Source organism: Arthrobacter sp. E3, assembly GCF_017353415.1.
Classification (GTDB): Bacteria; Actinomycetota; Actinomycetes; order Actinomycetales; family Micrococcaceae; genus Specibacter.
The window spans coordinates 1-25,055 of the sequence record NZ_JAFMPX010000006.1 but is presented as its reverse complement, the minus strand read 5'-3'; the positions used below and the strand labels follow the sequence as shown (position 1 = coordinate 25,055).

General features: G+C 61.3%; 26 protein-coding genes, 1 other RNA gene and 1 riboswitch. Of the genes, 11 read left to right on the top strand and 16 right to left on the bottom strand.

Annotation, left to right across the window (positions count from 1 at the left end; genetic code table 11):
* Positions 1–314 precede the first annotated feature (314 nt).
* The 8 genes from JMA46_RS04320 (at position 315) to JMA46_RS04285 (ending at position 9,108) form a co-directional block, all read left to right on the top strand.
* Positions 315–830, top strand: a complete 516-nt coding sequence (locus JMA46_RS04320; protein WP_207344068.1) for a DoxX family protein — start codon at positions 315–317, stop codon at positions 828–830.
* Between the two features lie 6 nt (positions 831–836).
* Positions 837–2,156 (top strand): 3-phosphoshikimate 1-carboxyvinyltransferase, encoded by a 1,320-nt coding sequence (aroA, locus tag JMA46_RS04315; protein WP_207344067.1) that lies wholly within the window; start codon positions 837–839, stop codon positions 2,154–2,156.
* Between the two features lie 4 nt (positions 2,157–2,160).
* Positions 2,161–3,279 (top strand): ribosome small subunit-dependent GTPase A, encoded by a 1,119-nt coding sequence (gene rsgA, locus JMA46_RS04310; protein ID WP_207344066.1) that lies wholly within the window; start codon positions 2,161–2,163, stop codon positions 3,277–3,279.
* Between the two features lie 86 nt (positions 3,280–3,365).
* Positions 3,366–4,181 carry a histidinol-phosphatase gene (gene hisN, locus JMA46_RS04305; protein WP_207344065.1) on the top strand — a complete coding sequence of 272 codons (816 nt, stop codon included), beginning with the start codon at positions 3,366–3,368 and terminating at the stop codon, positions 4,179–4,181.
* A gap of 146 nt (positions 4,182–4,327) precedes the next feature.
* Positions 4,328–4,441, top strand: a riboswitch (SAM riboswitch).
* Between the two features lie 42 nt (positions 4,442–4,483).
* On the top strand, positions 4,484–5,899 hold the full coding sequence (locus JMA46_RS04300) for an aminotransferase class V-fold PLP-dependent enzyme (protein WP_207344064.1): 1,416 nt from the start codon (positions 4,484–4,486) through the stop codon (positions 5,897–5,899).
* A 279-nt stretch (positions 5,900–6,178) separates the two neighbouring features.
* The gene (locus JMA46_RS04295) at positions 6,179–6,949 is read left to right on the top strand and encodes a class I SAM-dependent methyltransferase (protein ID WP_207344063.1); all 771 of its coding nucleotides are present in this window, start codon (positions 6,179–6,181) and stop codon (positions 6,947–6,949) included.
* A gap of 120 nt (positions 6,950–7,069) precedes the next feature.
* A complete protein-coding gene (locus tag JMA46_RS04290; RefSeq protein WP_207344062.1) occupies positions 7,070–8,323 on the top strand; it encodes an Nramp family divalent metal transporter in 1,254 nt (417 codons plus the stop codon).
* Positions 8,324–8,340: 17 nt separating this feature from the next.
* Entirely contained in the window at positions 8,341–9,108 is a 768-nt protein-coding gene (locus JMA46_RS04285; RefSeq protein WP_207344061.1) for an iron dependent repressor, metal binding and dimerization domain protein, read from the top strand.
* A gap of 50 nt (positions 9,109–9,158) precedes the next feature.
* On the opposite strand, the gene JMA46_RS04280 is transcribed toward JMA46_RS04285, so the two are convergent.
* From JMA46_RS04280 to JMA46_RS04270, 3 genes are all read right to left on the bottom strand, one after another.
* Entirely contained in the window at positions 9,159–9,560 is a 402-nt protein-coding gene (locus tag JMA46_RS04280) for a YrdB family protein (protein ID WP_207344060.1), read from the bottom strand.
* A gap of 15 nt (positions 9,561–9,575) precedes the next feature.
* Entirely contained in the window at positions 9,576–11,246 is a 1,671-nt protein-coding gene (locus JMA46_RS04275; RefSeq protein WP_207344059.1) for an AMP-binding protein, read from the bottom strand.
* A 63-nt stretch (positions 11,247–11,309) separates the two neighbouring features.
* Complete coding sequence (locus JMA46_RS04270; protein WP_203313340.1) at positions 11,310–11,609, bottom strand: DUF4193 domain-containing protein; 300 nt, start codon at positions 11,607–11,609, stop codon at positions 11,310–11,312.
* 291 nt (positions 11,610–11,900) lie between these two features.
* Between JMA46_RS04270 and JMA46_RS04265 the strand changes: the two genes are divergently transcribed.
* The 3 genes from JMA46_RS04265 to JMA46_RS04255 are packed head-to-tail and all read left to right on the top strand — an operon-like array spanning position 11,901 to position 13,786.
* Positions 11,901–12,293, top strand: a complete 393-nt coding sequence (locus tag JMA46_RS04265) for a hypothetical protein (RefSeq protein ID WP_207344058.1) — start codon at positions 11,901–11,903, stop codon at positions 12,291–12,293.
* A gap of 54 nt (positions 12,294–12,347) precedes the next feature.
* Positions 12,348–13,082 carry a hypothetical protein gene (locus JMA46_RS04260; RefSeq protein ID WP_207344057.1) on the top strand — a complete coding sequence of 245 codons (735 nt, stop codon included), beginning with the start codon at positions 12,348–12,350 and terminating at the stop codon, positions 13,080–13,082.
* Positions 13,079–13,786 carry a hypothetical protein gene (locus JMA46_RS04255; protein WP_207344056.1) on the top strand — a complete coding sequence of 236 codons (708 nt, stop codon included), beginning with the start codon at positions 13,079–13,081 and terminating at the stop codon, positions 13,784–13,786. Before JMA46_RS04260 ends, JMA46_RS04255 begins: the two co-directional genes overlap by 4 nt.
* Positions 13,787–14,058: 272 nt before the next feature.
* Here JMA46_RS04255 and ssrA read toward each other — a convergent pair.
* The 13 genes from ssrA to JMA46_RS04190 form a co-directional block, all read right to left on the bottom strand.
* Positions 14,059–14,425, bottom strand: a transfer-messenger RNA (tmRNA) gene (ssrA, locus tag JMA46_RS04250).
* A gap of 116 nt (positions 14,426–14,541) precedes the next feature.
* A complete protein-coding gene (locus JMA46_RS04245) occupies positions 14,542–15,816 on the bottom strand; it encodes a glycoside hydrolase family 3 N-terminal domain-containing protein (RefSeq protein ID WP_247647040.1) in 1,275 nt (424 codons plus the stop codon).
* A gap of 15 nt (positions 15,817–15,831) precedes the next feature.
* A complete protein-coding gene (locus JMA46_RS04240; RefSeq protein WP_207344055.1) occupies positions 15,832–16,713 on the bottom strand; it encodes a cytochrome c oxidase assembly protein in 882 nt (293 codons plus the stop codon).
* A 3-nt stretch (positions 16,714–16,716) separates the two neighbouring features.
* Entirely contained in the window at positions 16,717–17,190 is a 474-nt protein-coding gene (gene smpB, locus JMA46_RS04235; protein ID WP_207344054.1) for an SsrA-binding protein SmpB, read from the bottom strand.
* Between the two features lie 118 nt (positions 17,191–17,308).
* The gene (locus JMA46_RS04230; protein WP_247647039.1) at positions 17,309–18,829 is read right to left on the bottom strand and encodes a M23 family metallopeptidase; all 1,521 of its coding nucleotides are present in this window, start codon (positions 18,827–18,829) and stop codon (positions 17,309–17,311) included.
* A gap of 88 nt (positions 18,830–18,917) precedes the next feature.
* Entirely contained in the window at positions 18,918–19,832 is a 915-nt protein-coding gene (gene ftsX / locus JMA46_RS04225) for a permease-like cell division protein FtsX (RefSeq protein WP_207344053.1), read from the bottom strand.
* Entirely contained in the window at positions 19,829–20,761 is a 933-nt protein-coding gene (ftsE, locus tag JMA46_RS04220) for a cell division ATP-binding protein FtsE (RefSeq protein ID WP_207344153.1), read from the bottom strand. The genes ftsX and ftsE overlap by 4 nt, the downstream gene beginning before the upstream one ends.
* Positions 20,762–20,904: 143 nt before the next feature.
* Entirely contained in the window at positions 20,905–21,765 is an 861-nt protein-coding gene (locus JMA46_RS04215; RefSeq protein ID WP_207344052.1) for a VanW family protein, read from the bottom strand.
* 112 nt (positions 21,766–21,877) lie between these two features.
* Entirely contained in the window at positions 21,878–22,996 is a 1,119-nt protein-coding gene (prfB, locus tag JMA46_RS04210; protein ID WP_207344051.1) for a peptide chain release factor 2, read from the bottom strand.
* 48 nt (positions 22,997–23,044) lie between these two features.
* The gene (locus JMA46_RS04205; RefSeq protein WP_210768546.1) at positions 23,045–23,515 is read right to left on the bottom strand and encodes a pilus assembly protein TadG-related protein; all 471 of its coding nucleotides are present in this window, start codon (positions 23,513–23,515) and stop codon (positions 23,045–23,047) included.
* Positions 23,512–24,030 (bottom strand): hypothetical protein, encoded by a 519-nt coding sequence (locus tag JMA46_RS04200; protein ID WP_207344050.1) that lies wholly within the window; start codon positions 24,028–24,030, stop codon positions 23,512–23,514. Before JMA46_RS04200 ends, JMA46_RS04205 begins: the two co-directional genes overlap by 4 nt.
* Complete coding sequence (locus JMA46_RS04195; RefSeq protein WP_207344049.1) at positions 24,011–24,481, bottom strand: TadE/TadG family type IV pilus assembly protein; 471 nt, start codon at positions 24,479–24,481, stop codon at positions 24,011–24,013. The genes JMA46_RS04200 and JMA46_RS04195 overlap by 20 nt, the downstream gene beginning before the upstream one ends.
* Before the next feature lie 5 nt (positions 24,482–24,486).
* Complete coding sequence (locus tag JMA46_RS04190; protein ID WP_247647062.1) at positions 24,487–24,747, bottom strand: hypothetical protein; 261 nt, start codon at positions 24,745–24,747, stop codon at positions 24,487–24,489.
* Positions 24,748–25,055: the final 308 nt, after the last annotated feature.

Here is a 25,055-nt window from a genome sequence, read left to right as displayed (position 1 = left end):
ATGCGCACACTGGCTGTTAGAGGTGAGGGGGAAACGCTCAAGGGCGGCAACAGACTTTGTTCCGCCGGATGGCTCAGAGTCTGCATGTCCGCCTTCCGTCCCATCCGAGTTCACTTGGCCAGCCCCGTTGTGAGGCCGCCGCTATCCATGTAAACCTGCCAACGCCGTCGTATATTCCGCAGCCACAGCGCAAACACTGCAGCAAAGACTGCATCACACCGGGCAGTCATGGCAGACTTGGAGGCAGCATGAGTCTCCCGTGCGGCCGCACCGACCGTCAACGGGATGTCCGAAGCACCACTTAGGAGGCCCCGTTGTCCATTGTTCGCGCCCTAGCCCGCCCCATGTTGGCATCATCGTTCATCCTCGCCGGCATCGACCGCCTGCGCCACGCAGATCAAACTGTGGCCCAGCTGGCACCTGTCCTGCGCCCGCTCAGTTCCGCGCTGCCCATTGAGGCCAGCGAAAAGACGCTGGCCCGTGCACTGGCCGCCACCCAGGTTGGCGCAGGCGTGCTGCTGGCCACCGGCAAGCTTGCCCGGCCCGCCGCCGTCATTCTCGCCCTGACCGCCGCGCTGACCACTGTGGTGGAGTACCGCAACGCCGACACTTCCACGAAGGAAAATCGTGCGCACCGCCGCAATCAGTTGACGAAGAACATCGGTCTCATTGGCGGGGCACTGCTGGCCAGCGTGGACACGGCCGGACGCCCCGGCTTGGCATGGCGGGCGGAAAAGCTCATTGAGAGCGGCAAGAAGAACACGAAGAAGCAATTGAAGAGTGCCGACAAGAGCGTCCGTGCCCTTGCCCACGACGTGACAGGACAGTAATTACCCATGACCGCCGCCCATTGGCCCGCACCATTTTCTCCAACACCCTTGGATGCCACCGTCACCATACCGGCCTCCAAATCGCTGACCAATAGGTATCTTGTCCTCGCCGCTCTTGCCGACGGTGAGTCACGCCTCCGGGCACCGTTGCAGTCCCGCGATTCCGACCTCATGATCGGCGCGTTGCGGGCCATGGGTGCGGCCATCTCAGAGGTGCCCGGCAGCGGGGCGGTCCCGGACCTTGTGGTCACGCCCATCCCGGCTGGTTTTGGTGCTGGCTCCTCCGGCATCAGCGTTGATTGCGGGCTCGCCGGCACGGTGATGCGTTTTGTGCCGCCGCTTGCTGCGCTGGTGTCCGGGGCGGTGAAGTTCGACGGCGATCCGGCGGCTTTGGTGCGTCCCATGGGTCCCATTGTGGTGGGGTTGGAAGCGTTGGGTGTCCGCGTGGAGGACGGCGGCGACGGCTTCCTGTCCTTCACGGTGCACGGCACCGGCAAGGTGGAGGGCGGCCACGTCGCAGTGGATGCCGGGGGCTCCTCACAGTTCATTTCCGCATGGCTGTTAGTCGGTTCGCGCTTTGCCAACGGCTTGGAACTGGAGCACATTGGTGATTCAGTGCCCAGCCGTGACCACATTTCCATGACGGTGGAGATCCTGCGCTCGGTGGGCGTTGTGGTGGACGACTCCACCCCGAACCGCTGGGTGGTGCAGCCCGGCCCGGTGTCGGCCTTCGACGTTGTCCTGGAACAGGACCTCTCCAACGCCGGCCCCTTCTTGGCCGCCGCTTTGGCCACGGGCGGAACTGTGCGCATCCCCAACTGGCCTGCCAACACCACCCAGGTCGGTGACAAATGGCGTGAAATTCTCCCCCAGTTTGGTGCCACCGTGAGCCTTGATGACGGTGTTCTGACCGTCACCGGCGGCACCGAGATCCAAGGTGTGGACCTGTCGGACACCAGCGAACTTGCCCCGTCGGCAGCTGCCATTTGCGCGTTGGCAACAACGCCGTCGCGCTTGCGCGGTATCTCGCACCTGCGCGGGCACGAAACCGACCGTCTGGCCGCGCTGGTGGCGGAGATCAACGCACTGGGAGGCAACGCCGAAGAAACAGCGGACGGGCTGATCATCAACCCCGCCCCGCTGCACGGCGGAGTGTTTCACAGCTACCACGATCACCGCATGGCCACGGCCGGGGCGATCATCGGGCTGGCCGTGCCCGGCGTCGAAGTTGAGAACATCGCCACCACGGCGAAGACCATGCCTGATTTCCCTGCCATGTGGGCGGCCATGGTCGCCCAGACCGCGGCGGTTGAAACCAGGGCATAGGCACATGGCAAAGGACTACAGCAACTGGGACGAATCCGATGTTCGGGTCAGGGCCAACAAGAAGGGCAGCCGGCCGCGGACCAAGGACAGGCCGGCGTATGAGGATGCCGTGATCGGGCGGATCGTCACGGTGGACCGCGGCAGGTACACGGCCATCGTGGATGAAGACCTGGGCACCGAACGCATCTTGATTGCCGCCAGGGCCAGGGAATTGCGCCGCTCCCCCGTGGTGGCCGGAGACTTTGTGGCACTGGTCGGGGACGTCTCCGGCAAGCCGGACACGCTGGCCCGGCTAGTCCGCATTCAGGAGCGGCGCACACTGCTGCGCCGCAGCGCCGACGACACCGATCCCGTGGAGCGCGTCGTCGTCGCCAACGCTGACCAACTGGTCATTGTGGTGGCCGCAGCCAACCCGGAGCCGCGCACAGGTTTCATCGACAGGGCGCTGGTGGCGGCCTACGACTCCGGGATCGAACCACTCCTGCTCATCACGAAGACGGACATCAAGGATCCTGCGGAACTGCTCGCCAACTACGAGCACCTGGACATGACCGTCATCATCAGCCGCACGGCGGCCGAGGGTGCCTCGGGCATTGATGCGCGCAGCGACGACGGCGACTCGGCCCTGTTGGCCGGGGGCGCCGTCGAGCAGTTGCACGGTTATCTCGACGGGAAGGTCAGCGTCATGGTGGGGCATTCGGGCGTGGGAAAGTCCACCATGGTCAACGCCTTGACGGGGTCGCAGCGGGCCACCGGCGGCGTCAATGCCGTCACGGGACGCGGCCGCCACACGTCCTCCTCGGCGCTGGCGCTGCAACTACAGGGTGGCACGCGGGGCTCATGGATCATCGACACCCCGGGCATCCGCTCGTTTGGACTGGCACACGTGAATGCCGACAGGATCCTGCAGGCCTTCCCAGATCTGCAGCCGGGGACCGACGACTGCGAACGCGGATGCAAGCATGACAGCGTCGCCGTGAACTGCGGCCTGGACCCGTATGTGGCTGCCGGACATGCAGGCGACGCCGGACCGGCTCGCCTTGCCTCGTTGCGCCGCCTTTTGGGCACCAGCGACCGCACCGAAGGCCGTGCGGAGGCGAAGGAACTGGGCAGCATCGACTAGGCGCGCCTGGGCCCGCATCAAAACCGTGCAAGGAACCGGCTGCGTCACGTCAAGGGTTTTTCGCAAACCGCGATAGCGTGATCTGTATGAGCGTAGAACCCCAGACGTACAACGACGACCTCCGCCTAGCCCATGTCCTGGCGGACAGCGTGGATTCACTGACCATGTCCCGTTTCAAGGCACTCGACTTGGCTGTTGAAACCAAACCGGACCTGACCCCGGTCACGGATGCGGACAAGGCCGCCGAGGAGTCCATCCGCAGCCAGCTGTCACGGGTTCGCCCCCGCGATGCCGTGCTGGGCGAGGAGTTCGGCAGCTCCGGACACGGTTCACGGCGCTGGATCATCGATCCCATTGACGGGACGAAGAACTTTGTGCGCGGAGTCCCGGTCTGGGCAACACTCATTGCGCTCGTCGACGACGGACGCCCCGTGGTGGGCCTGGTCAGCGCCCCCGCATTGGGCAAGCGCTGGTGGGCTGCGGAGGGCACAGGCGCCTACATGGGCAAGTCACTGGCGGCCGCCACCCGCATCCGCGTCTCCAACGTGGCAGAGCTCAAGGACGCTTCACTGTCCTACTCTTCCCTGACCGGCTGGGCCGAACGTGGCAACCGCGATGATTTCATCTCCCTCACCGACGATGTGTGGCGCACCCGCGCCTATGGCGACTTCTGGTCCTACTGCATGGTCGCCGAGGGCAGCGTGGACATCGCCTGCGAGCCCGAACTGAACCTGTATGACATGGCGGCGCTGGTCCCGATCATCACCGAAGCTGGCGGCCGCTTCACCTCCCTCGAAGGGGTGGACGGCCCGTTCGGTGGCAACGCCTTGGCCACCAACTCCATCCTCCACTCCGAGGTTCTGCAGCGGCTGAACCCCAACTGGGACGACCTGCTGGGCTGACCCGGGCCTTTTGCCCGCCTCCGAGGTTCAAACTGCAGTCGATGCGGGTAATCTTTAGGCGCACCCGCATCGGCTGCAATATGAGGGCCCGAGACGAAACGTAATAAATGCATCCTCGAGATTCTTGGGCTAATCTTTGGTGCATGGGTCACGAGTGCCAGCGCTAAACCCCGGTTTGCTGGCCGGCAACCCTCCTTTCGCGGCGGGGTGCCCCGGGTGACGACCTGGCCAGGCCGGAGCGGTCTTGGCAAGCGCGGACTTCTTGGCACCCCCAAGAGTTCTTGGTGTCAAAGGATTGACTGATGAGCTACGCCCTGCTGGAAAAAACCTCCCTTGCCGATTCCCCCCTGCTGCCCGTGGTGGGACAGGATCTGCCTGCCCCACTGATCCAGGGCGGGCAGGTACGGTACGCCAACCTTGACTACGCCGCATCGGCTCCTGCAATTGCGGAAGTGGCCGCACACCTGAACGAGATCCTGCCCTACTACGCCAGCGTGCACCGCGGGGCCGGCTACGCCTCCCAGGTCAGCACGTCGGTGTACGAAAATGCCCGCAAGATCGTGGCCGAATTCGTTGGTGCCCGCCCCGACGACACCGTCATCTTCACCCGCCACACCACAGATTCGCTGAACCTGCTGGCCGGCTGCGTGGAGAGCCTCCTGAAGCAGCGCGGTTTTGCCGAGGGCCGCTCCAACGTCCACGGTGAAGTGCTGTACCTGGACATTGAACATCACGCCAACCTGCTGCCGTGGCAGGGACTGCCGCACCGATCGGTGGTGGCCGCGCACTCCATCGCTTCCACGCTGGCGCGGGTTGAAACGCAGCTGCGCGCCGGCAATGTGCTGCTGCTGGCCGTCACCGGAGCTTCCAATGTCACCGGAGAGGTACTGCCCGTGGCGGAACTGGCCACTCTGGCACACAAGTACGGTGCCCGCATTGTGGTGGACGCCGCGCAGCTGGCTCCGCACCGCCGGATCGACTTGGCGGCAACCGGCATCGACTACCTGGCCTTCTCCGGCCACAAGCTCTACGCCCCATTTGGAGCAGGTGTGCTGGTGGGCCGTCCCGACTGGCTCAACAGTGGCACACCGCATCTGTCCGGTGGCGGAGCCGTCAAGGAGGTCCGTCTCGAGTCAGTCCTGTGGACCGAAGGCCCGGCCCGCCACGAGGCCGGCTCCCCCAACGTACTGGGTGCCGCCACCTTGGCCAAGGCAGCCTCGGTCCTGGCCGCGCTGGACGCCGACGACTGGCACCACCACGAACAGCTGCTGCGCAAGCATCTCATTGACGGCCTGGAAGGGATCGACGGCGTCAACGTTCACTCGTTGTTCACCGATGGCCAGGACTACCCCGAATGCGGAAGCATCGGCGTCGTGAACTTTTCCGTCACGGGATACGACGCCGGACTCGTCGCGGCATACTTGTCAGCTGAGCACGGCGTGGGTGTTCGCGACGGCAAATTCTGCGCCCACCCGCTGCTCAACCGCCTGGGACTGCCGTCCGGTTCACTGCGTGCCAGCTTCGGTGTAGGTTCACAGCGTGAGGACGCTCAGCGACTGATCGACGGCATTGCCGCTTTGCTGCGCGATGGCCTGAAGTGGGACTACGTGGTTGATGCCGGCCGTTGGGTGCCCGCAAACGACAACCGCGTCTACCCCGACTGGGCCCCGAACACACCAGGCACAGCAGGCGCCGCCCCCTGCACCACAGAAGACTAACCCAGCCCCACCTACCGACGCTCCTGCACCTTTCGGCCGTTTTCCCTCGACCCTCCAGCACGTTTGGGTGTCTTCTCACCTACGCTCCAGCACGTTTGGGTGGTGTCTCCCGAACGCACTGCCAACAGTTGCCAGAGCGTTCCTAAAAGCAGCCCTAAAGGAGCTGGAGCGATGCAAAGAACTGCCCCGAAAGTGCTGGAGCGTCGGTAGGTGGGGGTGTGCGGGGTAAAGTTGTGGGGCACTATCGCACAACTTTTCGGTTTGATTTCAGGGAGCGGCATGGCAGGCACCGGCGGACCGGTCTTCGACGAGGCACGACGCAAGCACATGGCCGCCGCTTTCTTGGCAGGGGGCAACCACTACCAGAAGGTCCGCCCGGGCTACCCGGAGGAATCCCTTGATTGGTTGCTGGAGGACGCTGCCGCCCCTGTACACGATGTGCTGGACGTGGGCGCCGGGACGGGGAAGTACACGCGGCTGTTGGCCGAGCGGGGCTGGAACGTGACTGCCTTGGACCCTTCGGCGGACATGCTGGCAGAACTAGCCCGGAACCTCCCTCACGCCACCACCATGGTGGGGACGACAGAGCACCTTGAGTTGTCGGCGTCGTCCATGGACCTGGTGGTATGCGCACAAGCTTGGCACTGGTGCGACCCCCTAGCGGCTAGCAAGGAAATCGCGCGCGTGCTCCGCCCCGGAGGCGCCCTGGGATTGGTGTGGAACCAGCTAGACGTCGCAATTCCTTGGGTGCACCGGCTGGCACGGATCATGCACGCCGGGGACGTCCATAAAGCGGACTTCTCGCCGGAGATTGGCCACGAGTTTGCTCCGGCGCAATCCCACAACACCCGGTGGGTGAACATCACGACGCCGGAAGACATCATGGAGTTGGCCAAGTCGCGCAGTTATTACCTCAAGGCTGCAGAGCACATCCGTGCCAAGGTCATGGGCAATTTGCAATGGTACCTGTTCGAGCATTTGGGCCATGCCCCGGGTGCGGAGCTGGAACTGCCGTACATCAGCCAAAGCTGGCGAACGCACAAGCTGTAGCGCACCTTCAGACGCACTTCCGATACGACCCAGAGCGGCCACCCGTCTCGACAACGCCACCCTAAAGCGCCTATTATTTCGGTAGGCCTAAACTTTGGGCACAGGCTAGGCGAAGGGTGCATGGTGCTGGACACCGTCAAGGTAAAGCCACGTCGCAAACCCCGCGGAGGGTTGCTCCTGTTGCTGGGGCCTGCCTTCGTGGCTGCCATTGCCTACGTTGACCCTGGAAACGTTGCCGCCAATCTGACCTCGGGCGCCAGCTACGGCTACCTGCTGGTGTGGGTCTTGGTGGCTGCGAACCTCATGGCCATGCTGGTCCAATACCAATCGGCCAAGCTGGGCGTGGTGACGGGCAAGTCCCTCCCCCAACACTTGGGCGAACGCTACAAAACTACAACCCGCAGACTCTACTGGGCACAGGCCGAGGTGGTGGCCATGGCCACCGATCTGGCGGAGGTGGTGGGCGGGGCGATCGCCTTGTACCTGTTGTTCCACATCCCGCTCCCACTGGGCGGGGCCATCGTGGGGCTGGCCTCCATGGCCCTGCTGACAGTGCAAAACCGCCACGGCCAACGGCGCTTCGAGACGATCATCATCTTCCTGCTCGTGATCATCACCATCGGTTTTCTGGCCGGGCTGGTATTGAGCCCGCCGGATCCGGCAGGCGTGGTGGGCGGGCTCATCCCCCGCTTCGACGGCGTTGAGAGCGTCACGCTGGCTGCAGGCATGCTGGGCGCAACCGTGATGCCGCACGCCATCTACCTCCATTCACAACTGGCGAAGGACCGCCACCCCGATGCCCGCAGCACCCCCGCGAAGCTGCGCAGGATCATCAAGGCCACCCGCATTGACGTGGTCGTGGCACTTGTCCTCGCCGGCGCTGTCAACATTGGAATGCTCCTGCTGGCCGCCTCCACGCTGAGCGGGGTCCCAGGGACCGACTCCATCGAGGGTGCCCACGCGGCCATCGTGAACAGCCTCGGCCCGGCAATCGGCATCATTTTTGCCGTGGGTCTGCTTGCCTCGGGGCTGGCATCGACTTCGGTAGGCGCGTACGCCGGCGCCACGATCATGCACGGCCTGCTGAAGGTGCGCATTCCTTTACAGGCACGGCGACTCGTCAGCCTTATTCCTGCCGTAGTCCTGCTCTGGGTGGGGGTGGACCCGACGTGGGCGTTGATCGTCAGCCAGGTGGTGCTGAGCTTCGGCATACCCTTCGCGCTCATCCCGCTGCTGCGCCTAACCGCCAGTAGGAAGGTCATGGGTGAACACCGCGACGGACTGGTTCTGCGCACCGCCGCCCTGATCAGCGTGGCACTCATCGTGGCATTGAATGTGTTGCTGCTGTGGCTGACGTTCACCGGGCACGTCTAACCGGTAGGCTTGGTGCCGTGAAACACTCTGCCACTTCCTCCAGCATCGAAGACTACGTCAAGGTCATCTACGCCTACACGGAGTGGCAGGACAAGCCCATCACATCCACCGCGCTGGCCACGCGGCTGGGTGTAGCGAACTCTTCCGTCTCGGAGATGGTGCGCAAACTCAAGGATCAGGGCCTGGTTGACCACCAGCCGTACAGCCCCATTCGGCTCACCGAGCAGGGGCTGGCACTGGCGCTCTCCATGGTGCGCCGGCACAGGCTGCTGGAATCGTATCTGGTGCAGGAGCTTGGCTACACCTGGGACGAGGTCCACGACGAAGCGGAGCAGCTTGAACACGCCGTGTCCGAGCACTTCATTGAACGCATGAGCGCCAAGCTGGGACACCCCGACCGGGACCCGCACGGCGATCCCATCCCCGATGCGCAGGGCCGGATCATCATGGCGCCTTCCCACCGCCTCGATGAGCTCGACCCCGGACACACGGGCCGGATCACCCGCATCAGCGACCACAACCCCGAACTACTGCGCCACCTTGAAAAGCTTGGCATCGGCGTTGACACCAGGCTGCGCGTCGGCCCTCGCCTGCCTTTTGGCGGCGGTCTGCAAGTCACCCTTCTTGATTCCACGCAGCCTGGTTCCACGCACGACGTCGGCCCCCTGACCTTGGGCGAGGAAGTCTCGGCCTCCTTGTGGCTGGCCTCGACAGAAAACCATGAGGGCTGCACCGTTCAGGAGTTGACTGGCGGTTCACTGATGAATTCGATAGCCACGCACTAGGCTGCGGATCAGGGCTCGGGATCAGCGCTAGGCGGCACTGGCCGAAGGGCTCAGCCCTGGCTGGTTCCGCTGAACCAGTACGTAGCCGCAAAATGGGCAATGGACAGGACAGCCATCGCGATGCCCCACCCGGGTAGTCCGGCTCCGGCCAGCGCTGCGGCGGCAGCCAGGAACAGTCCCAACGAGGCCCAGCTGACTGTGGCCTGTGGCAGGCGGCGTGGGCTGCGCGGGGCCAAAAATGCGCCCCACAGCACCACCACTGCTGCGGGAACCCCGAGTCCGAGGATCAGGTTCCAGGGCGAAGCCTGCTGAAAGCCCCAGAACAAAAAAGCTGCCAGCATGGCAACTTCAAGCAAAAAACCTAGAACCTTGTTGACCATGTCCACCACAGGCGTGATGGTTGCACGGTCAATCCAGGCAGCCCCCGCCCCGACAACACTGCGACGTCCCACTGTTTACCGGTACTCCTAGTTAAGGTCCGTCATGGCCGCACGGTCCTGACGCAGCACGTATCGCTGGACTTTTCCGCTCGGTGTCTTGGGCAGTTCGGCAACAAAGTGGATCCGGCGGGGATAGGCATGGGCCGCGAAACCAGTTTTAACCAATTTCTGCAATTCATGTGCCAAGGCATCCGAGGCGGCCTCCGGGTCGCGGAGCACAACGAAAGCCTCAAGAACTTCGCCGCGGATTTCATCGGGAGCACCAATGACGGCAGCTTCGGCAACAGCGGAATGGGTAACAAGGACGGATTCAACGTCGAAGGGACCAATGCGGTACCCGGCCATGATGATCACGTCGTCGTCACGGGAGGAGAAATAGATGTAACCGTCCGCATCCCGGCGTCCAGAATCCCCGGTGATGTACCAACGACCGTCGGCGCTGTAACGCTCGGCTGTTTTTTCCGGCGCATCAACATAGGCCCCAAACCACATGAACGGGCTGTCTGGCACATTGACGGCGACACGGCCAGGTTCGCCGTCGACGGCAGGCTCATCATTGTCCGCAGCCAAGACGTCAACGCTCCAGCCGGGCAATGTCCGTCCCATGGAGCCGGGCCGAAGGGGCTCCTGCAATCCCTTCGCCCAAGCATTTCCAGCAACCATGCCCAGTTCTGTTTGACCATAGTGGTCCCGAACCTCGAGCCCAAACGCCTCACGTCCCCAAGAAATGACGTCCGGAGTCAGCGGCTCACCGGCACTTGAGGCACAGCGGAGTGCATGGCCTTGGCCACCAGTAGATCCTGCACGTAGGGCACGGTACACGGTGGGTGCGGCGGCAAGATTGGTGACCCCAAATTTCCCCATGACGGCCCACATCAGCTCCGGAGAGAACCCGGCGGACAGCAAAAGGGAACGGTTGCCTGCAGCCATGGGTGCCAGCAACGCAAAATACAGTCCATAAGCCCAGCCGGGGTCGGCAACGTTCCAAAAGACGTCCTCATCGCGGACGTCAAGACCAAAGCGGTGATAGCCCACAAAGGAAGCCACCGCACTTAGTGGAATCGGCACACCCTTGGGCGTGCCCGTGGTTCCGGAGGTGAAAAGCTGCACGAGTGCACCCTCACCACCCGCGGCCACGGATCCGCCGTCGTGAGAGTCGCCGTCGTGCTTTACAGCGAAGGGCTCAAGGCCCGAGAAGGAACCCGTACCGGCCACCATCTCAGCCAATGAGAGGTCATAACCAAACGCCTCGCCGCGGGCAACCACCACGGGCCGGGAGGCATCGGTGGGAACTTCCCCAGGCGGGAGCAGCTTCGTGCGCTGGTCGGCGTCGCAAATGACAAGGCGCGCACCGCTGGCCTGGAGCCTGAAGTCAATGGCGTCGTGGGCGAAGGCGGTAAAGAGCGGCACGTTGACGGCCCCCACACGCCAAATACCCAGCAGTGCGATGACCAGCTCCGCCGATTTGCCCATGAGCGTGGCAACGTGGTCCCCGCGCCTGACTCCCAGCGAAGTCAAGGCAGTGGCGAACTGCGTAGACTTCTCCCGCAGTTCGCCGTAGCTGAGGTCAACGAAGCTCAGATCGGCTGCGATAACGGTGAAAGCCGTGTCCTCGGCCGGATGCCGATCGCACAAAAGCTGCGCGGCATTGGCCCCGGGCACTGCGAACGTGTCCAATAGCTCCTGCACATCCACCATCGTGTCCCACTCCCCACATTGTTTCGCGGCACCGCTTGGCTGTGCTGCTGTGTTAGCGGCAGTTTAGCCTTCGCAGTCCTTGCAGTAGAACAGTCCGTTCTTTTCACGTGCCACCTGGCTGCGGTGGCGAACCAGGAAGCACGAAGCACAGGTGAACTCGTCGTCCTGTGCCGGAATGACCTGAATGATGAGTTCCTCGTTGGAGAGGTCCGCGCCGGGAAGGTCCGTGCCTTCGGCGGTGTCTGAGTCTTCGACGTCAATATGCGCCGTTTGGGCACCGCCACGCTGGACCTGCAGCGCCTGAAGTGACTCTGTCTCGTGGTCTTCGTCCTTGTTGCGGGGTGCGTCGTAATCCGTTGCCATTCGGTTTTCAAACTCCTGAAGTGTTCGTGGTATTGGCGGGGTGTTTCAGCGCCCCATCATAGCCCTTGAAGGCTGGAATTGCGCACTAAACTCCGTATTGTTTTCCCACAGCATAGGATACGAAGAGCAACTTTGGTGTATTGTCGCGAAACTTCTGTCAATTACACACTAAATTGTCCCGCCAAAGTGGTGATTCTCACGCTGCCCAAGGTGGCTTCCCAGCCGCGGCCTAGCCCATTACTTGCGTTGCGGATCGCCATGGGCCATGGGGCGCCTTATCCTTAGAGGAACATGGTAAACAACAATTCCCCCCGCTCTTCACTGAACCGCCGCCAGGTGGCGCAGGCTTTGAACATTCCTCCTGAAATGGCAACGCGAAACGGTATTCCCTCACGCATGAGTGCCGCTGATGTCGCCGCCATGGACGCGAATCCACCGGCATGGCTGGCACAGTCCCGGGCAAATTTCACCGGTAAGCGCCCCGTATGGGTGGACCTGCGCTGCTACCTGTGTGATTTTCTGGAAGTTGCCCGCCCGAAGAAGTGGTGGCCTGAATTCACTTATGTGATTTGCGACTTCCACAACAATGACGAACTGCCTGATCCTCCCGCTGGTTGGCGCCGCAGCGAGTACGACGGCGTCGGCAGCCGGTTCCGCGGCATCGTCGACACCCAAGATCAATAGCCAAGCAACGACTTAACACAGCGTGCACCATCACCGGCGAGGAGGGAACAAGCCGTGACTGTCCCGGCAAAGCTCTTTCAACAGTGGTTATCAAGCGTGGCCGGCACCACCAGCCACGCAGCGCTGTGCAGGGCCGCGGGCATCAAGCGCTCAACCTTGGCCCAACAGCTGGTGCGCGGGCGGGTATCAGTGGCAACAGTGGCAGCCGTGAGCCGATCCTTGGACCTTCCCGTGGTGGCCTCTCTGGCTGTTTTTCCCACGTTTACCGACTTGACGGCGGGGATGAGGCCGCCAAGCGCAGCCGAGCTGCTGAGCCAAATTTCCGACACCGACCTACTTCAGGAAATTCTGAACCGAAATGTTGCGGCAGAAACCTTGTCCGAGCCAATTCGCGTGCACCTGTCTCCCGTGCCCCACAGGTCTTCTGTCCGTGCGTGGCTGGACGCCGTGGGCACGGCCGATCTACGGCAGAAAGTTGCCCGCCAGGCGGCGATCGCTCCACAGAATTTGTCGGCTCAAATAAGTGCTAACCGCCTCACTGCAGAGCTGGCCATCGAAAGTGCTCGGATAGCCAACGTTGGGCTGACTAACGGCCTTGTGGCCACTGGGTTCCTGTCACCTGCAGAGGCAGGGTGGGCCCCGGGGGCACGGGAAGGGGCCCTATGGGAAACCTCCAACAGTGCGCTGGTTTCTCTTGCGGCTCAACGCCTAGATGCCCTGAGCCGGACATTGCGGCGTACGGAAGCCGACTCAGCCGCTGCACGAAGCATATGGGAGAATCTCGGATGATCGCCGCTTTGCAATGGACAGCGCTCGGCACCTGCCTCGCCTGCACCATCTGGCGCGTCCCCAGTATGGTCAAGGGTCGCAACCGCGGTTTGTTCTGGGTTTGCCTCTTGGCTTCTGCCTGCGTGGCTCTGAGTATTCCATCCCTATACCTGCCGTTTGATGCCTTACTGGGCGAAGCGAACCTTGCAAATGTCATCCTTAGATTCAGCTCGTTTGCAGTTTTCTACCTCATGGCTGTCAAAGTGGCGGCTGCCTACAAATCTCCGTCTTCGTTGCGTCTCATCCGCGGCCCCATTGGCCTTGCCGTCATCGCCGTCTGCTCGTTGGGTATTTTGGCCACTTACTTCTTTTCCGACTTCCACGGGTCAAGTCCAGGGTTGGTAGGATTCGGAGATCAGCCCATGGCGATTGCCTATATGTGGTTTGGTATGTGTTACCCGGGGTATGCATCGGCTTGCCTCGTGCAGCCCACCGCCAAGGCTGTGTTTTCAAACCGGCCGGTCATTGACCGGGCGGCAGCATCAAGTCTGTGCATTGGCTTCTTTCTCATCTTCCTCACTATTCCGCTGAGGTTGCTACCGCCGCACGATGGCTTCATCGTCAAAGCGGTCTCCTTTGGTTCTATTTTGTTCGTCGCTACAGGCTTTGTCATCGTGTGGTTGTCCTTCATCCGCAGGCCCATGAAAGGCGCAGCCAGCTTCTAGTTGGTCACATTTGGCCAATGTCACTGACATTTGTACACATATCCATTAGTTTCTGACACAATAATGATTGTGTGAACAGAGTTTGCCAGATGTCTTACACGATCTTTGGGGGTGAGTGGTGGCCGGGTCTTCATGACCGGGCCACCACTCAAGTATTTAACCGCCACGGTCAACCCAAAACCCATAGGCTGCGGGCCGAGCATAGCCGCCCAATACGCACAAAAAAAGGACCTGTCCCCCGCCGCTGTGGCGAGGAACAGGTCCCAATAGGGATGTGGAGATGGGGAGAATTGAACTCCCGTCCGATGTTGTGTTGTCAGGTCTTCTCCGGGTGCAGTTTGCGTCGGTTTTTCTCGGCCCCAGCTATCTCGCAAACAAGTAGCTGCCAGGCCCAGTTGTATAAAAGTCCCCTAAGCGCCTACAACAAGAACTTAGAGCAGTGGCCCTCTAAATGACGCCAGGATCCGGGACGAGAGCATTCCCGGGCTGACGGACTGTCTTACTGCTTAGGCAGCAAGAGCGAAGTCAGTGCGATTTGATTCAGCACTTATTGTTTTACAGAGATCGTTAACGAGATAACCCTGTATCCTCGACCCGCTTCACCTGTCTCGAAAAACACCGTCGAAACCGATCATCCCCTATTGTTTTTTCAAACCCACGTCCAGCACCTGTGACGGAACTGCTCGTGGACTATTCAGCATAGCGCATCCCGGGTAGTAATTATTCCCGGCCTGCCAGATCCTTGGCCGACGCACCTAGTCGATGAGTCCATTGACCGACTTGGACGCCAGCACCAAAAGCGCCGCAGCATCCACCTGTTTGGCAAAAGCTGGATCACTTTGCGCGGCAGCCACCATCCCTTGATACATCTGCGGCAGCAGCGTCTGGTTCGTGCACAGAGCCATGGTCCCGCCGGCGGCTATGAACTGCACGCCGCGTTGGGCCACCGGCACCACCGCAACCTGCACGGCGTCGCAAATATCATCGCTGACAATGATGCCCTTGAATCCAAGGTCCCCACGGACCATGTCATGGACGACCACGGAAGAAAACGGGGCCATGGCTTTGGGATCGATCAGCGGGTAGGAAGCGTTGGAGACCATCAGCCACGGTACCCCCGCCTGCACGGCATCGCGGAACGGGCGAATGTAGGGATCGTTGCGGACGGTGGTGCTATCCACAACCCCTGCGGCAACGTCCGTATTCGCTGTCACGCGGCCCAAGCCAGGGAAGTGCTTCACGGTGGCTGCGACCCCGGCCGCAGCCATGCCTTGGGCGAAGGCTATGCCATGGCTGGAGACTGCCTCAGGCGTGTAGCCGTACTCACGTCCAAACGCACCAATAGGGGCGTTTTGCGGCGCAAATTCTGCACTCGGTACAGTGTCCAGGACAGGGGCCAAGTTCACATTCACACCTACAGCTGCCAATTGCTGTCCCCACATCGCTGCATCAGCCAGCAGTGCAGGAGCAGGGAGCAGCCCCTGCACGATGCCCTGGGGTATGTCGGAGAAGCCCGGTCCGCGCATGATCTGCACGAAACCGCCTTCCTGGTCCGTTGCAACGAACGGGCGCACACCCACTGTTCGCGCCCCGGAAACATGTCCTGCAACAGCGCCCACTTCTGCGGCAATCCCCGCCGTTCCGGCCTCACTGCGCCCCTTCATGAACACATTGCCCACATGCAACGTGTCGAGGGCATACAGGGCAGCCGCATCGGCACCGGTAGCAGGCGAGGAGACCATCAGCACCTGGCCCACCTTTTGTTCCAGTGTCATGGCAGCCAGCTTTTGCGCGGCAACGCCTTGGTCATGCGCCGGTGACGCTGAGGGGCTCGACGCCGGAGCTTGCGTTGTCGAAGCCGGCTGTGGTCCCGCTGTTGAGGCGCTGGGCACCATCGTGGCGGCGGGGACAGGCGGACTGGAGTTGGCCGACGTCGAACGTGGCGCGTTGGAGCCAACCACCACCAGGACCACCACGGCCACCAGCGCCACTGCAGACAGAGCAATAATCCACCAGTGTTTACTGCTCATGGCCATGGGAGCTCCTTATCCGCGCAGGTGCAGGTGGGCGGCGTTGAGTTCGTCCATCTGCTCGTCAGTGAGTTCGTCCAGAATTGTACGTTCGCCCTTGTCAGATTTGGCCAAGCGGACAAGGAGCAGAATCAGGATCGGCAGGTCCATGATCTCGGCAATGAACCACATCCAGTCGCCCGCCAGTTGCTGGTCCACCAAGGCGCTGGGGAACCAGCTTGCCCGGGCACCGCCCACAGCTGTGGCACCGTCAAAAATTGTGGGGGTCAGGCGCATCAACAGGCCCGGAATGGCATCAGCCAACAGCTCAATGAAGGCAAATACGAACTGGAGCATGATCAACGCAGAACTGACGCGAGTCTTCTCTTCCACCATGGGCAACACCATCAACAACCCCAGCAGTGGGATGCCAATCCCCAACACACCCTCCCAAACCGGACTCATGCGGGTGATCCCCGCTAGTGGAGTCAACATCATCGAGAGCACCAACAGGCCAAGGATCGGGGGGACGGCACTGTTGGAAAATAGTTGCACCGGTTTGCGGACTAGTGCGGCTACAACACGGCGCACGCGTCCCTGGCGAATAGTCAGCCTGGCCAACCCCAAGGGCAGCCCCAAGGCCAAGCCCGAGGGTACCACAAAGAGCAAAAGTGCTATCCGGATGGAAAACGCCCAGCGCAATTCAAGGGAATAGGTACCAAGGAAGCCAAAACTGATGGCCGCATAGCAGCCCAGTCCCACAATATAGAAAGAAGCAATGCGCCAAAGCGGCCAGCTGACACCAGCACGGGAGGCCTTGGCCAGTCCCCAAGCATAGAGACCGCCCAGGGCCAGTATGAAGCCCAGCGCCCAAGGGTCCAGGCTCCATGTTCCAAGAAAATCACCAAGTGTCGGCATCTGTCATTGTCCGCGGTTCTTCTCGCGCATGGCCCGCAAGGCCTCACGGTTGTCTTGTTTCTCCCGCAGTGACTGGCGCTTGTCGTAGTCCTTCTTGCCTCGGGCAATGGCGATCTCCACCTTGGCTCGGCTGTCCAGGAAGTAAAGCCGCAGCGGCACAATGGTGAATCCTGATTCACGCGTCTTGCTGGCAATCTTCTCCAGCTCTTCACGATGCAACAACAGCTTGCGGCGGCGGCGTGCGGTGTGGTTGGTCCAGCTGCCGTTGAGATACTCCGGAATGTAGACGGCTTCAAGCCACAACTCGTCGTTGTAAAAGGTGGCAAAGCCGTCCACAAGCGAGGCACGGCCTTCCCTCAGCGATTTCACTTCGGTGCCCATCAACACCAAGCCGGCCTCGTAGGTGTCCATGATGTGGTAATCATGCCGGGCCTTGCGATTGGTGGCCACCACTTTCAGGCCACTTTCCTTGGGCACAGCTGACTCCTTTTTGTTTGACACGACCGCATAGTCGCTGCTGGCCGAGAAGCTGGAAATGCATCAGGGCTTGCGCCGGAGGAATTTCCCCGGCACAAGCCCTTAGTTTAGCAATGGATTAGAGCAGTCCCATGGGATCCACGGGTGTTCCGTTGAGCCACGTTTCAAAGTGCGCGTGGCAACCGGTGGAATTTCCGGTGCTGCCCGAGTAAGCAACAAGCTGGCCGCGCTTCACGTTCTGCCCTGCGGAGACCAGCACGGAGGAGTTGTGGTAGTAAACGGTCATGAGCGCATTGCCCTGGACGACGCCATGGCTGATCCACAACACGTTACCACCGCCGGAAACCGCGTTTGTCTGGCCGGCGAGGGTTACGGTGCCATCGGCGGGGGCGTAGATGGGTGTGCCGCAGGGGGCACCAAAGTCTATGCCCGTGTGGTCGTAGAAGCCTGTGCCATTGAAATCAGCCGTTCCCGTAGGAACGGGGCGGTTGCGCACGAACGGGGACGTGATGGGGACGTTGGCAGCAAAGGGATGCTGCAAACCAAACCCTGAGACGTTCCCGAGTGCTGGCGGCACATACGCAGGTGGTACATACGCGGGCGGTACATAGCCGCTGTTGCCGGCGTTGGCTGCTGCGTCGGCAGCTGCCTGCGCGGCAGCCTGCGCACGGGCGGCGCGCTCGGCTTCAGCCTTGGCGGCAGCTGCCGCGGCTTCACGTTCCTTGCGCTGGATCTCGGCGATCTGTGCAGCGACGGAATCCTGCTGCACCTGAACTGCCTTGAGCTGCTTTTGGATGCGCGGCTTCTCTGCCTCAAGCTTGGCGTTCAAGGCGGCGGAGTCGCTGATGAGCTTGTCTACAGCAGCCTTCTGCACGGCGGCCGCATCACGTGCCACCTGCTCGGCAACAAGCGCGGCGTCCGCCTGCTTCTTCAGATCCTTGATCTCTGCTTCCACGGCTACTAGGCGCGCTTCAGCATTCTGGTTGGTGGCCTTCTGTGCAGTCAATTTTTCAAGTGCAGCAGTTTGGCTGCGCAGCGCCTGCTCGGCCAAATCAATGGAGTTGGCAAGGTCGCTTGTTGAGTCTGCCCCGAGAATCAACCTCAGGTTCACGGGCAGTCCGCCAGCTTTATAGGACTGGGCAGCGATCTGCCCGATCAGCGCCTTCGTTTCCGTGGATTGCTTGGCATCAGTGGCGATTTGAGCTGTGATCTTGTCTTTGCTCTGCTGCGCCAGTGCGATCCTTCCCGCAAGCGCATTCACTTCACCGGTGGCGACACTCACCCGGTTCTGGGCGTCCACCAGGGCAGCCTGGGCACCGGGGAGCTGACCCTGGTACATGACCAGGTCTGCAGCCGACTTGGCAATTCCTGAATCAACAAACTCCAACGACGACTGCACTTCGTGGGCTTGCTGTTCCAGCGCCGCTGCCTGGTCGTTCAAATCATTGGCCTGCGCAGGTGGCACAAGGCCCAACAGTCCGACGGCGAGAACGGCCGCCACGGCCACCGTCAAACGCCTAGTCAATACGCGTCCGCGAGGGGGTGACTGGGGTTGAGCCGCCGGTTGGGCGGCGGGCATGATCTGCCCAAGCCGGGGGGATTTCACGGATCCAATTCCCCCGCTTGATTTCGAAAACATGCCGTAGAACTCCTTCAAAATTACTGTCGGGGGCAACGTGCCATCACCAGTCACATGGGCCACTCGCGGAACATGACCATCACCAATCTTACACTTTCAGGTTTTTTCGCAAAGACACCGCTGAAGCAACTCCTGCGAGCACCACGCCGAGCAGGACCAGCACGGGGTAAATCACAAAGGCGTCGCTGGTGGAAATGAACGGTGTACCGGAGTTGGCTCTCGCCAACTCGCCACCCACGAAAAATTGCACGATGGCCCACACGGCACCCGAAGCCAACAGCGCCCCGATGGTTGCGGCAATGACACCTTCGAGCACAAACGGCAGTTGGATGACTGTTCTGGAGGCGCCCACCAAGCGCATGATTTCAATTTCCCGGGTTCTCGACTGGGCCGAGAGTCTAATGGTGGTGGCAATCAACAATGCGGCGCAGACAATCATCAGCCCGGCCACACCAACGGCCACATACGTGGCTATGTACATCCATGAAAATAGCTTCTCAAGGACAGCACGTTGGTCAACCACCGAATCAACGCCGGGCGTGGCCGAGAATGTCTCGTTGATGATCTGGTACTTTTCCGGGTCCGTCAGCTTGATACGGAAGGACGAGGGCAAGTTTGCGGCCTCAACTGAATCAGCCATGGGCGAGTTGATGAACTGCTCCTGGAAGTGAACCAGGGCCTCGGCCTGGCTTTCATAGCTCCACGTCTCTATGTACGGCTTGACTGCATCGGATTCCAAAAGCCCCTCAATGGTCTTTTTTTGCTCGTCGGTCACCGGACCCGCGATGCAATTGGTGTTGGCCGGCACATCGTTGCACAGGTATATGGTGACCTGCACCTTGTCATACCAAAAACCCTTGAGCTGGCCAATCTGCATTTGCAACAGTCCCGCTGCGCCAACAAATGTCAACGACACGAAAGTCACCAGGATCACCGAAATGACCATTGTCAGGTTGCGGCGCAGGCCGCTGCCCAACTCGCTCATAATGAAAGCAAGTCTCACTTTTGGTCCTCATCCATGAAATTGCCGGTACTTGTGTGCGCGTCCCCGTCTAACGGTGTTTCCCGACCCCGCCGGTGTTCCAACATCGGCGGCATGGACTCTTCCTCCGCAGTGGTCTCACTTGATGGCGCGTCACTGACTCCCGGGACACTGTCGGCACGTTCACGGCGGGCCTGTGGTCCGGGGTCGGGCTTCTCTGCAGGGCCGACGGCGGACTGCCAAGTTGCCGCCGGCACAATCGGAATCAGCGAGGTGTACTGGGCCGTGGCCTCATCGCGCACAACTTTGCCGTGGCGCAGCTCAATGACGCGCTTGCGCATGGAGTCAACAATGTCATCGTCGTGGGTGGCCATGACCACGGTGGTGCCATTTTGGTTGATCTCCTCCAGAATGTCCATGATGCCCGCGCTGGTAATCGGGTCCAGGTTTCCGGTAGGTTCGTCGGCCAGCAGAATGGCGGGCCGGTTGACGATGGCGCGGGCAATAGCGACGCGCTGCTGCTCGCCGCCGGAGAGTTCCGTCGGCTTGCGGTGGCCTTTGCCGGCTAGGCCCACGAGTTCAAGGACGCGCGGAACTTCTGCACGGATGGTAGCCCGGGGCGTCCCCAGGACCTGCATGGCGTAGGCGACGTTGGCAAAAACAGTCTTGGTCTGGATCAGGCGGAAGTCCTGGAAAACCACGCCTATGCCGCGGCGGAACTTGGGTACGCGCCAGCTGGGCACGTTGGCCACATTCTGGCCGGCAACGTAAATCTGACCGTGCGGGGTCTTGTACTCACGTAGCACCAACCGCAGCATGGTCGACTTCCCTGATCCCGAGGAGCCAACGAGGAAGACAAACTCGCCGCGTTGGATATCGATGGAAACGTCATCGAGCGCAGGTTGGGACTTGCGGTCGTAAGCAATGCTCACATTTTCAAAACGAATCATGACTTTTTCATTGCCCGTCCAGCGGATCGCGCCGGGAAGCTGACGGCCGGGCAGGGGCTCGGGGGAAGAAACCACCAGCTTAATGACTATACGCGTAGCGGCCCCTGAACGCCGCTTCCGTGCTGGTGTGTCTAAGGGCGGCGTTAGCCCAAAGCGGGGCCATCGGATGTGTCGCCCTGCTCCTGGCGAATGGGGGCATTGATCAGTTTGCGGTCATACAAAACTCTGGCGTTGTTCTGCACAATGAGTTCATTCGCAATCTCGTTGCCGGTGCGCTTGTCCCTGACGCTGCGATAAACCGTGTTGTGCCGGTAGACCGTGTCTCCCACTTCTTGGAAGTATGACTCACGCTCCTTGATGTGGTACTTCACTCCCAGCGCCACCATTGCCCGCAATTCCCCGCGCAGGTGCTCCTGTGTAAGCGCAACACGGAATTGGAACGTGTTGTCCGTGGAGTTGTGTACACGGTAGTCCAAGTAGTTGTACACAACAGAAGTTCCCGTGCCAAAAGGGATTTGCCGGTTGAAGTCAGGAAACAGATCAATTTCACCGTGGTGGTGGTGCTCAACAATATCCAAGGGGCTGTGGAGCACCATCCAATGCAGCAGATTCGTGAATTGGCACAGGCCGCCGCCAATCCCTGAAGCAGGTCCGTTGTTGTTGATGGTCAAACCGGTTTGATATCCCTTGGCCGCAGTGCAGGGACCCACCAGCTTCCAGAATGAAAAGGTTTTCCCCGGACGGATAAGGATCCCGTCAATGTGAGGGGCAGCCAAACTCAAACTCACGGCTTTGTTTTCCTGTAAGGCGAGGTCAACGTCGCCAAGTTTGCGGCGAATCAAGGAATTGTGCCGGTAGACAACAACGGGGAGATCAAGAGGGTCCCGAGTTTGCGAAAGTCGTGTTCGCTTCAAGACGTCGTTCAGCTTCCGCTGCAGGATTTGGCGCTTGACGGCGATGGCATACGTCAGCGGGGAAATGTCCCCAAACAACTTCCGCCCCACCCAACTACCTCACTTCTACGGCAATCACAGGGATTGCCACGACAGACAACGGACTGTCCCCGACGGCTCCCGGGACCTTGTTATTCGCAGCGTTGCGCTTGCTACGCGGCGGTTAGCCCTTCGCAGCGTTGCGCTGGTCTGCACGCCAGCGGATGCCGGCGTCAATGAAGTCGTCGATTTCCCCGTCGAGCACGGACGCGGCGTTGCCCACCTCGTGTTCGGTGCGCAGGTCTTTGACCATTTGGTAGGGGTTGAGGACGTAGGAGCGCATCTGGTCGCCCCACGATGCCTTCACATCCCCTGCCATGGCCTTCTTCGTGGCGTCTTCCTCTGCCTTCTTCAACAAAAGCAGGCGCGACTGCAGCACGCGCATGGCTGCGGCACGGTTCTGGATCTGCGACTTTTCGTTCTGCATCGACACCACGGTGCCGGTGGGAAGGTGCGTCAGTCGGACGGCGGAGTCCGTGGTGTTCACGGACTGCCCGCCGGGCCCGGAGGAGCGGAACACGTCAACGCGGATGTCGTTATCAGGGATCTCAATGCTGTCTGTTGACTCGATGAGCGGGATGACTTCAACTGCGGCAAAGGAGGTCTGGCGGCGGCCCTGGTTGTCGAAGGGGCTGATGCGCACGAGGCGGTGGGTGCCGGCCTCGACGCTCAACGTGCCAAAGGCGTAAGGGGCCTTGACTTCGAATGTGGCGGACTTCAGCCCGGCTTCTTCGGCATAGGACGTGTCCAGGACAGATGTTGGGTAGCCGTGGCGTTCGGCCCAGCGCAGGTACATACGCAGCAGCATCTGGGCGAAGTCGGCAGCATCCACCCCGCCTGCGCCGGAACGGATGGTGATGACGGCCTCGCGTTCGTCGTACTCCCCCGCCAGCAGCGTCACGATCTCCAAGTCCTGCAGCGATTTTTGCAATCCCGGAAGTTCCTTGGCAGCTTCGGCGAGGGCGTCAGCGTCGCCCTCTTCCTGCGCCAACTCCACGAGCACCTCAAGGTCGTCAATCCGGGACTCCAAGGTGCGCAATTTCTCCAGTTTCGACTGGGCGTGGCTGAGCTTGGAGGTCACTTTTTGCGCGGCGGCGGGATCGTCCCACAAATTGGGCGAGCCGGCCTGGTCGGACAGATCCTCGATGTCCTCCATGAGCTTTGCCACCTCGGAGACTTGCTCGATCGAAGTGTAAGTGGCGCGTAGCGCCCGGAGTTCTGCGGGAAAGTCAATCTCTGCCATGATATTCAAGCCTACGGCATGAGCAGGCGTGGTGACTGCTCGCACCGTTCACAACACCAGATTGGCCCGGGCCGTGCTTGTCACGGTGATGGGGATGCCCCCTGGCACCAGAAAGTTGATGAACAGGGGATGCACGACGGCGCTCATGCTCACTTGCGCTGTTCGTCCATCCCCGGCTCCGGTGGACGGGTTCAGGACAATGTTCCCCAGCGCTTCGCGGGGTTCAATGCCGGACAAATAGACTTGGGCCGCCGCAAAGACTCCTTCGTCGGTGAGCAGTGTTCCGGGGTCACTTCCGGCGCTGCCGCCGTTGAGTTCAAAAGTGTCTGCGGCTGCGAGCGCGGCGCTGTCGGCAACGGAGAGCAGCCGCTTTTGGCCGAGGTAGAGGCTCCCGGCGGCCGCCACCACCGTCACGAGCAGCAGGGCAAGAAGGACGTAGCCGATCAGCAGCACCATAATGTGGCCTTCTTCATTGCGCGGTGCTGCCCGGTGACGTCGCGGCACAGGGTGCAACCTCATTTGAAGCGGCCCACCTTCTGCGTTGCTGTGGCGTGGACAGTTGCGGCAGTGGCGTTGATGCCCGGCAAGGCAGTCACGACGGGCAGTTCCACGCGCAACTGCACGCGAACTCTGACGGTGGTCCCGGCTGTGAGGCAGTCCCCATCGCAGCTGATGGTCAGTTCCGCGTTGACTGCCCTAAAGCCCATGTCCTCGACGGCCAGCTGCACTGCTTGTTCAGCTGCTTGGTGTGCGGAGGCCGGATCCTTGTGCAAGACGAACACCTTGGCGGCTTGGTCGGCCGCACCCACCACGGCATACGCGCCGCCTTGTACTTGGCCGACCGTCAGAATCAGATACGCCACAGGCACCATGAGCAGGACGGCCAGAAAAATGAATTCCACAATGGCACTACCGCGCTCCAGCGCCTGGTCCAGTTCTCCCTCGGACGCAGCCAGCACGGGCCCACCGGCTCCGGGCAACAGAAATCCGGCACGGCGTCTTGGCGGATTTGTCCTACTTCGTGATGACAGCATGGCCCGTCATCTCCAAGGTGCGGGCAGGCCCAAGCAATCCCAGCACGGGCAGTGGCGCTTTGATGGACACCGTAAGCACGGCCAGCCCGTTGCGTGTTTCCACGTTTGCTGCAACATCCTGGACGTAGTTCGGGCCAAGTGCAGTGGATATCAGCATTGCGGCCCGCTCTTGGGCGTCTGCTGCTGTCCTGTCCCCCAACGCTCCGTAACGGGCGGCGGAGGCGGCGGCGTCGGCCACTGTATTGCGAACGTGCAGCACCAGCGCCAGCTGGATCAAGGCCACAAAGATCACGGTCACCAATGCGCCCACCAGCACGAAATCCACAACGGCGGCCCCCGCCTCCCGCACGCCGGCAATAGATTTCCCCCGATGGCGGGGCAATCTTTGGGGCGCGTCCGGCAGGTGGAGACCTCCGCCTAAGCCGGGTGGTTGGCTCTTTGTCGTTGCCATGGCCCCTACGGTTGAACTTGTTCCATCGCCTGGGTGAACAATCGTTCGAGCGCAGGTCCGGCAATGGCCAGCAACCCGGCCACGAGCACAGCACTCATGAGGGTTATGAGAACCCAGCCGGGGACATCACCGCGTGTCCTGTCCGTGGCGGGTCGCAGGGCCTGGCTGGGAAACAGTCTCGAGAATTTCTCATGCAGCCATTCGGCCACGTTTGCGCCCACATGGACCAGCGCTCGATTGAGCGCTATGAGCAGTGCTAATGCCATTGCCGTTATCTTGTTCGTGACTTCCATGGTGTTTTCCCTCCAACGGGTGGTGTGCGAGTTGTGATGATGGTTTTCTTTCCATGTCCTAAGTGTTCGCAGCTAGAATCCAAACTGCAGCAGTGCCAGTCCGGGGAACACGGCAAAAACAACGGTGAGGGGAAGCACCCCAAAAATGAGTGGAACCACGATGCACCATAGTTCCTATTACTAAATGGCAAATAAATACCCCGGCAGCGCTGCAAACGCTCCGGGGTGTGGCATCCAGTGAATAGGACCGGACACATGAACAAGACTACAGGCCAGCTCAA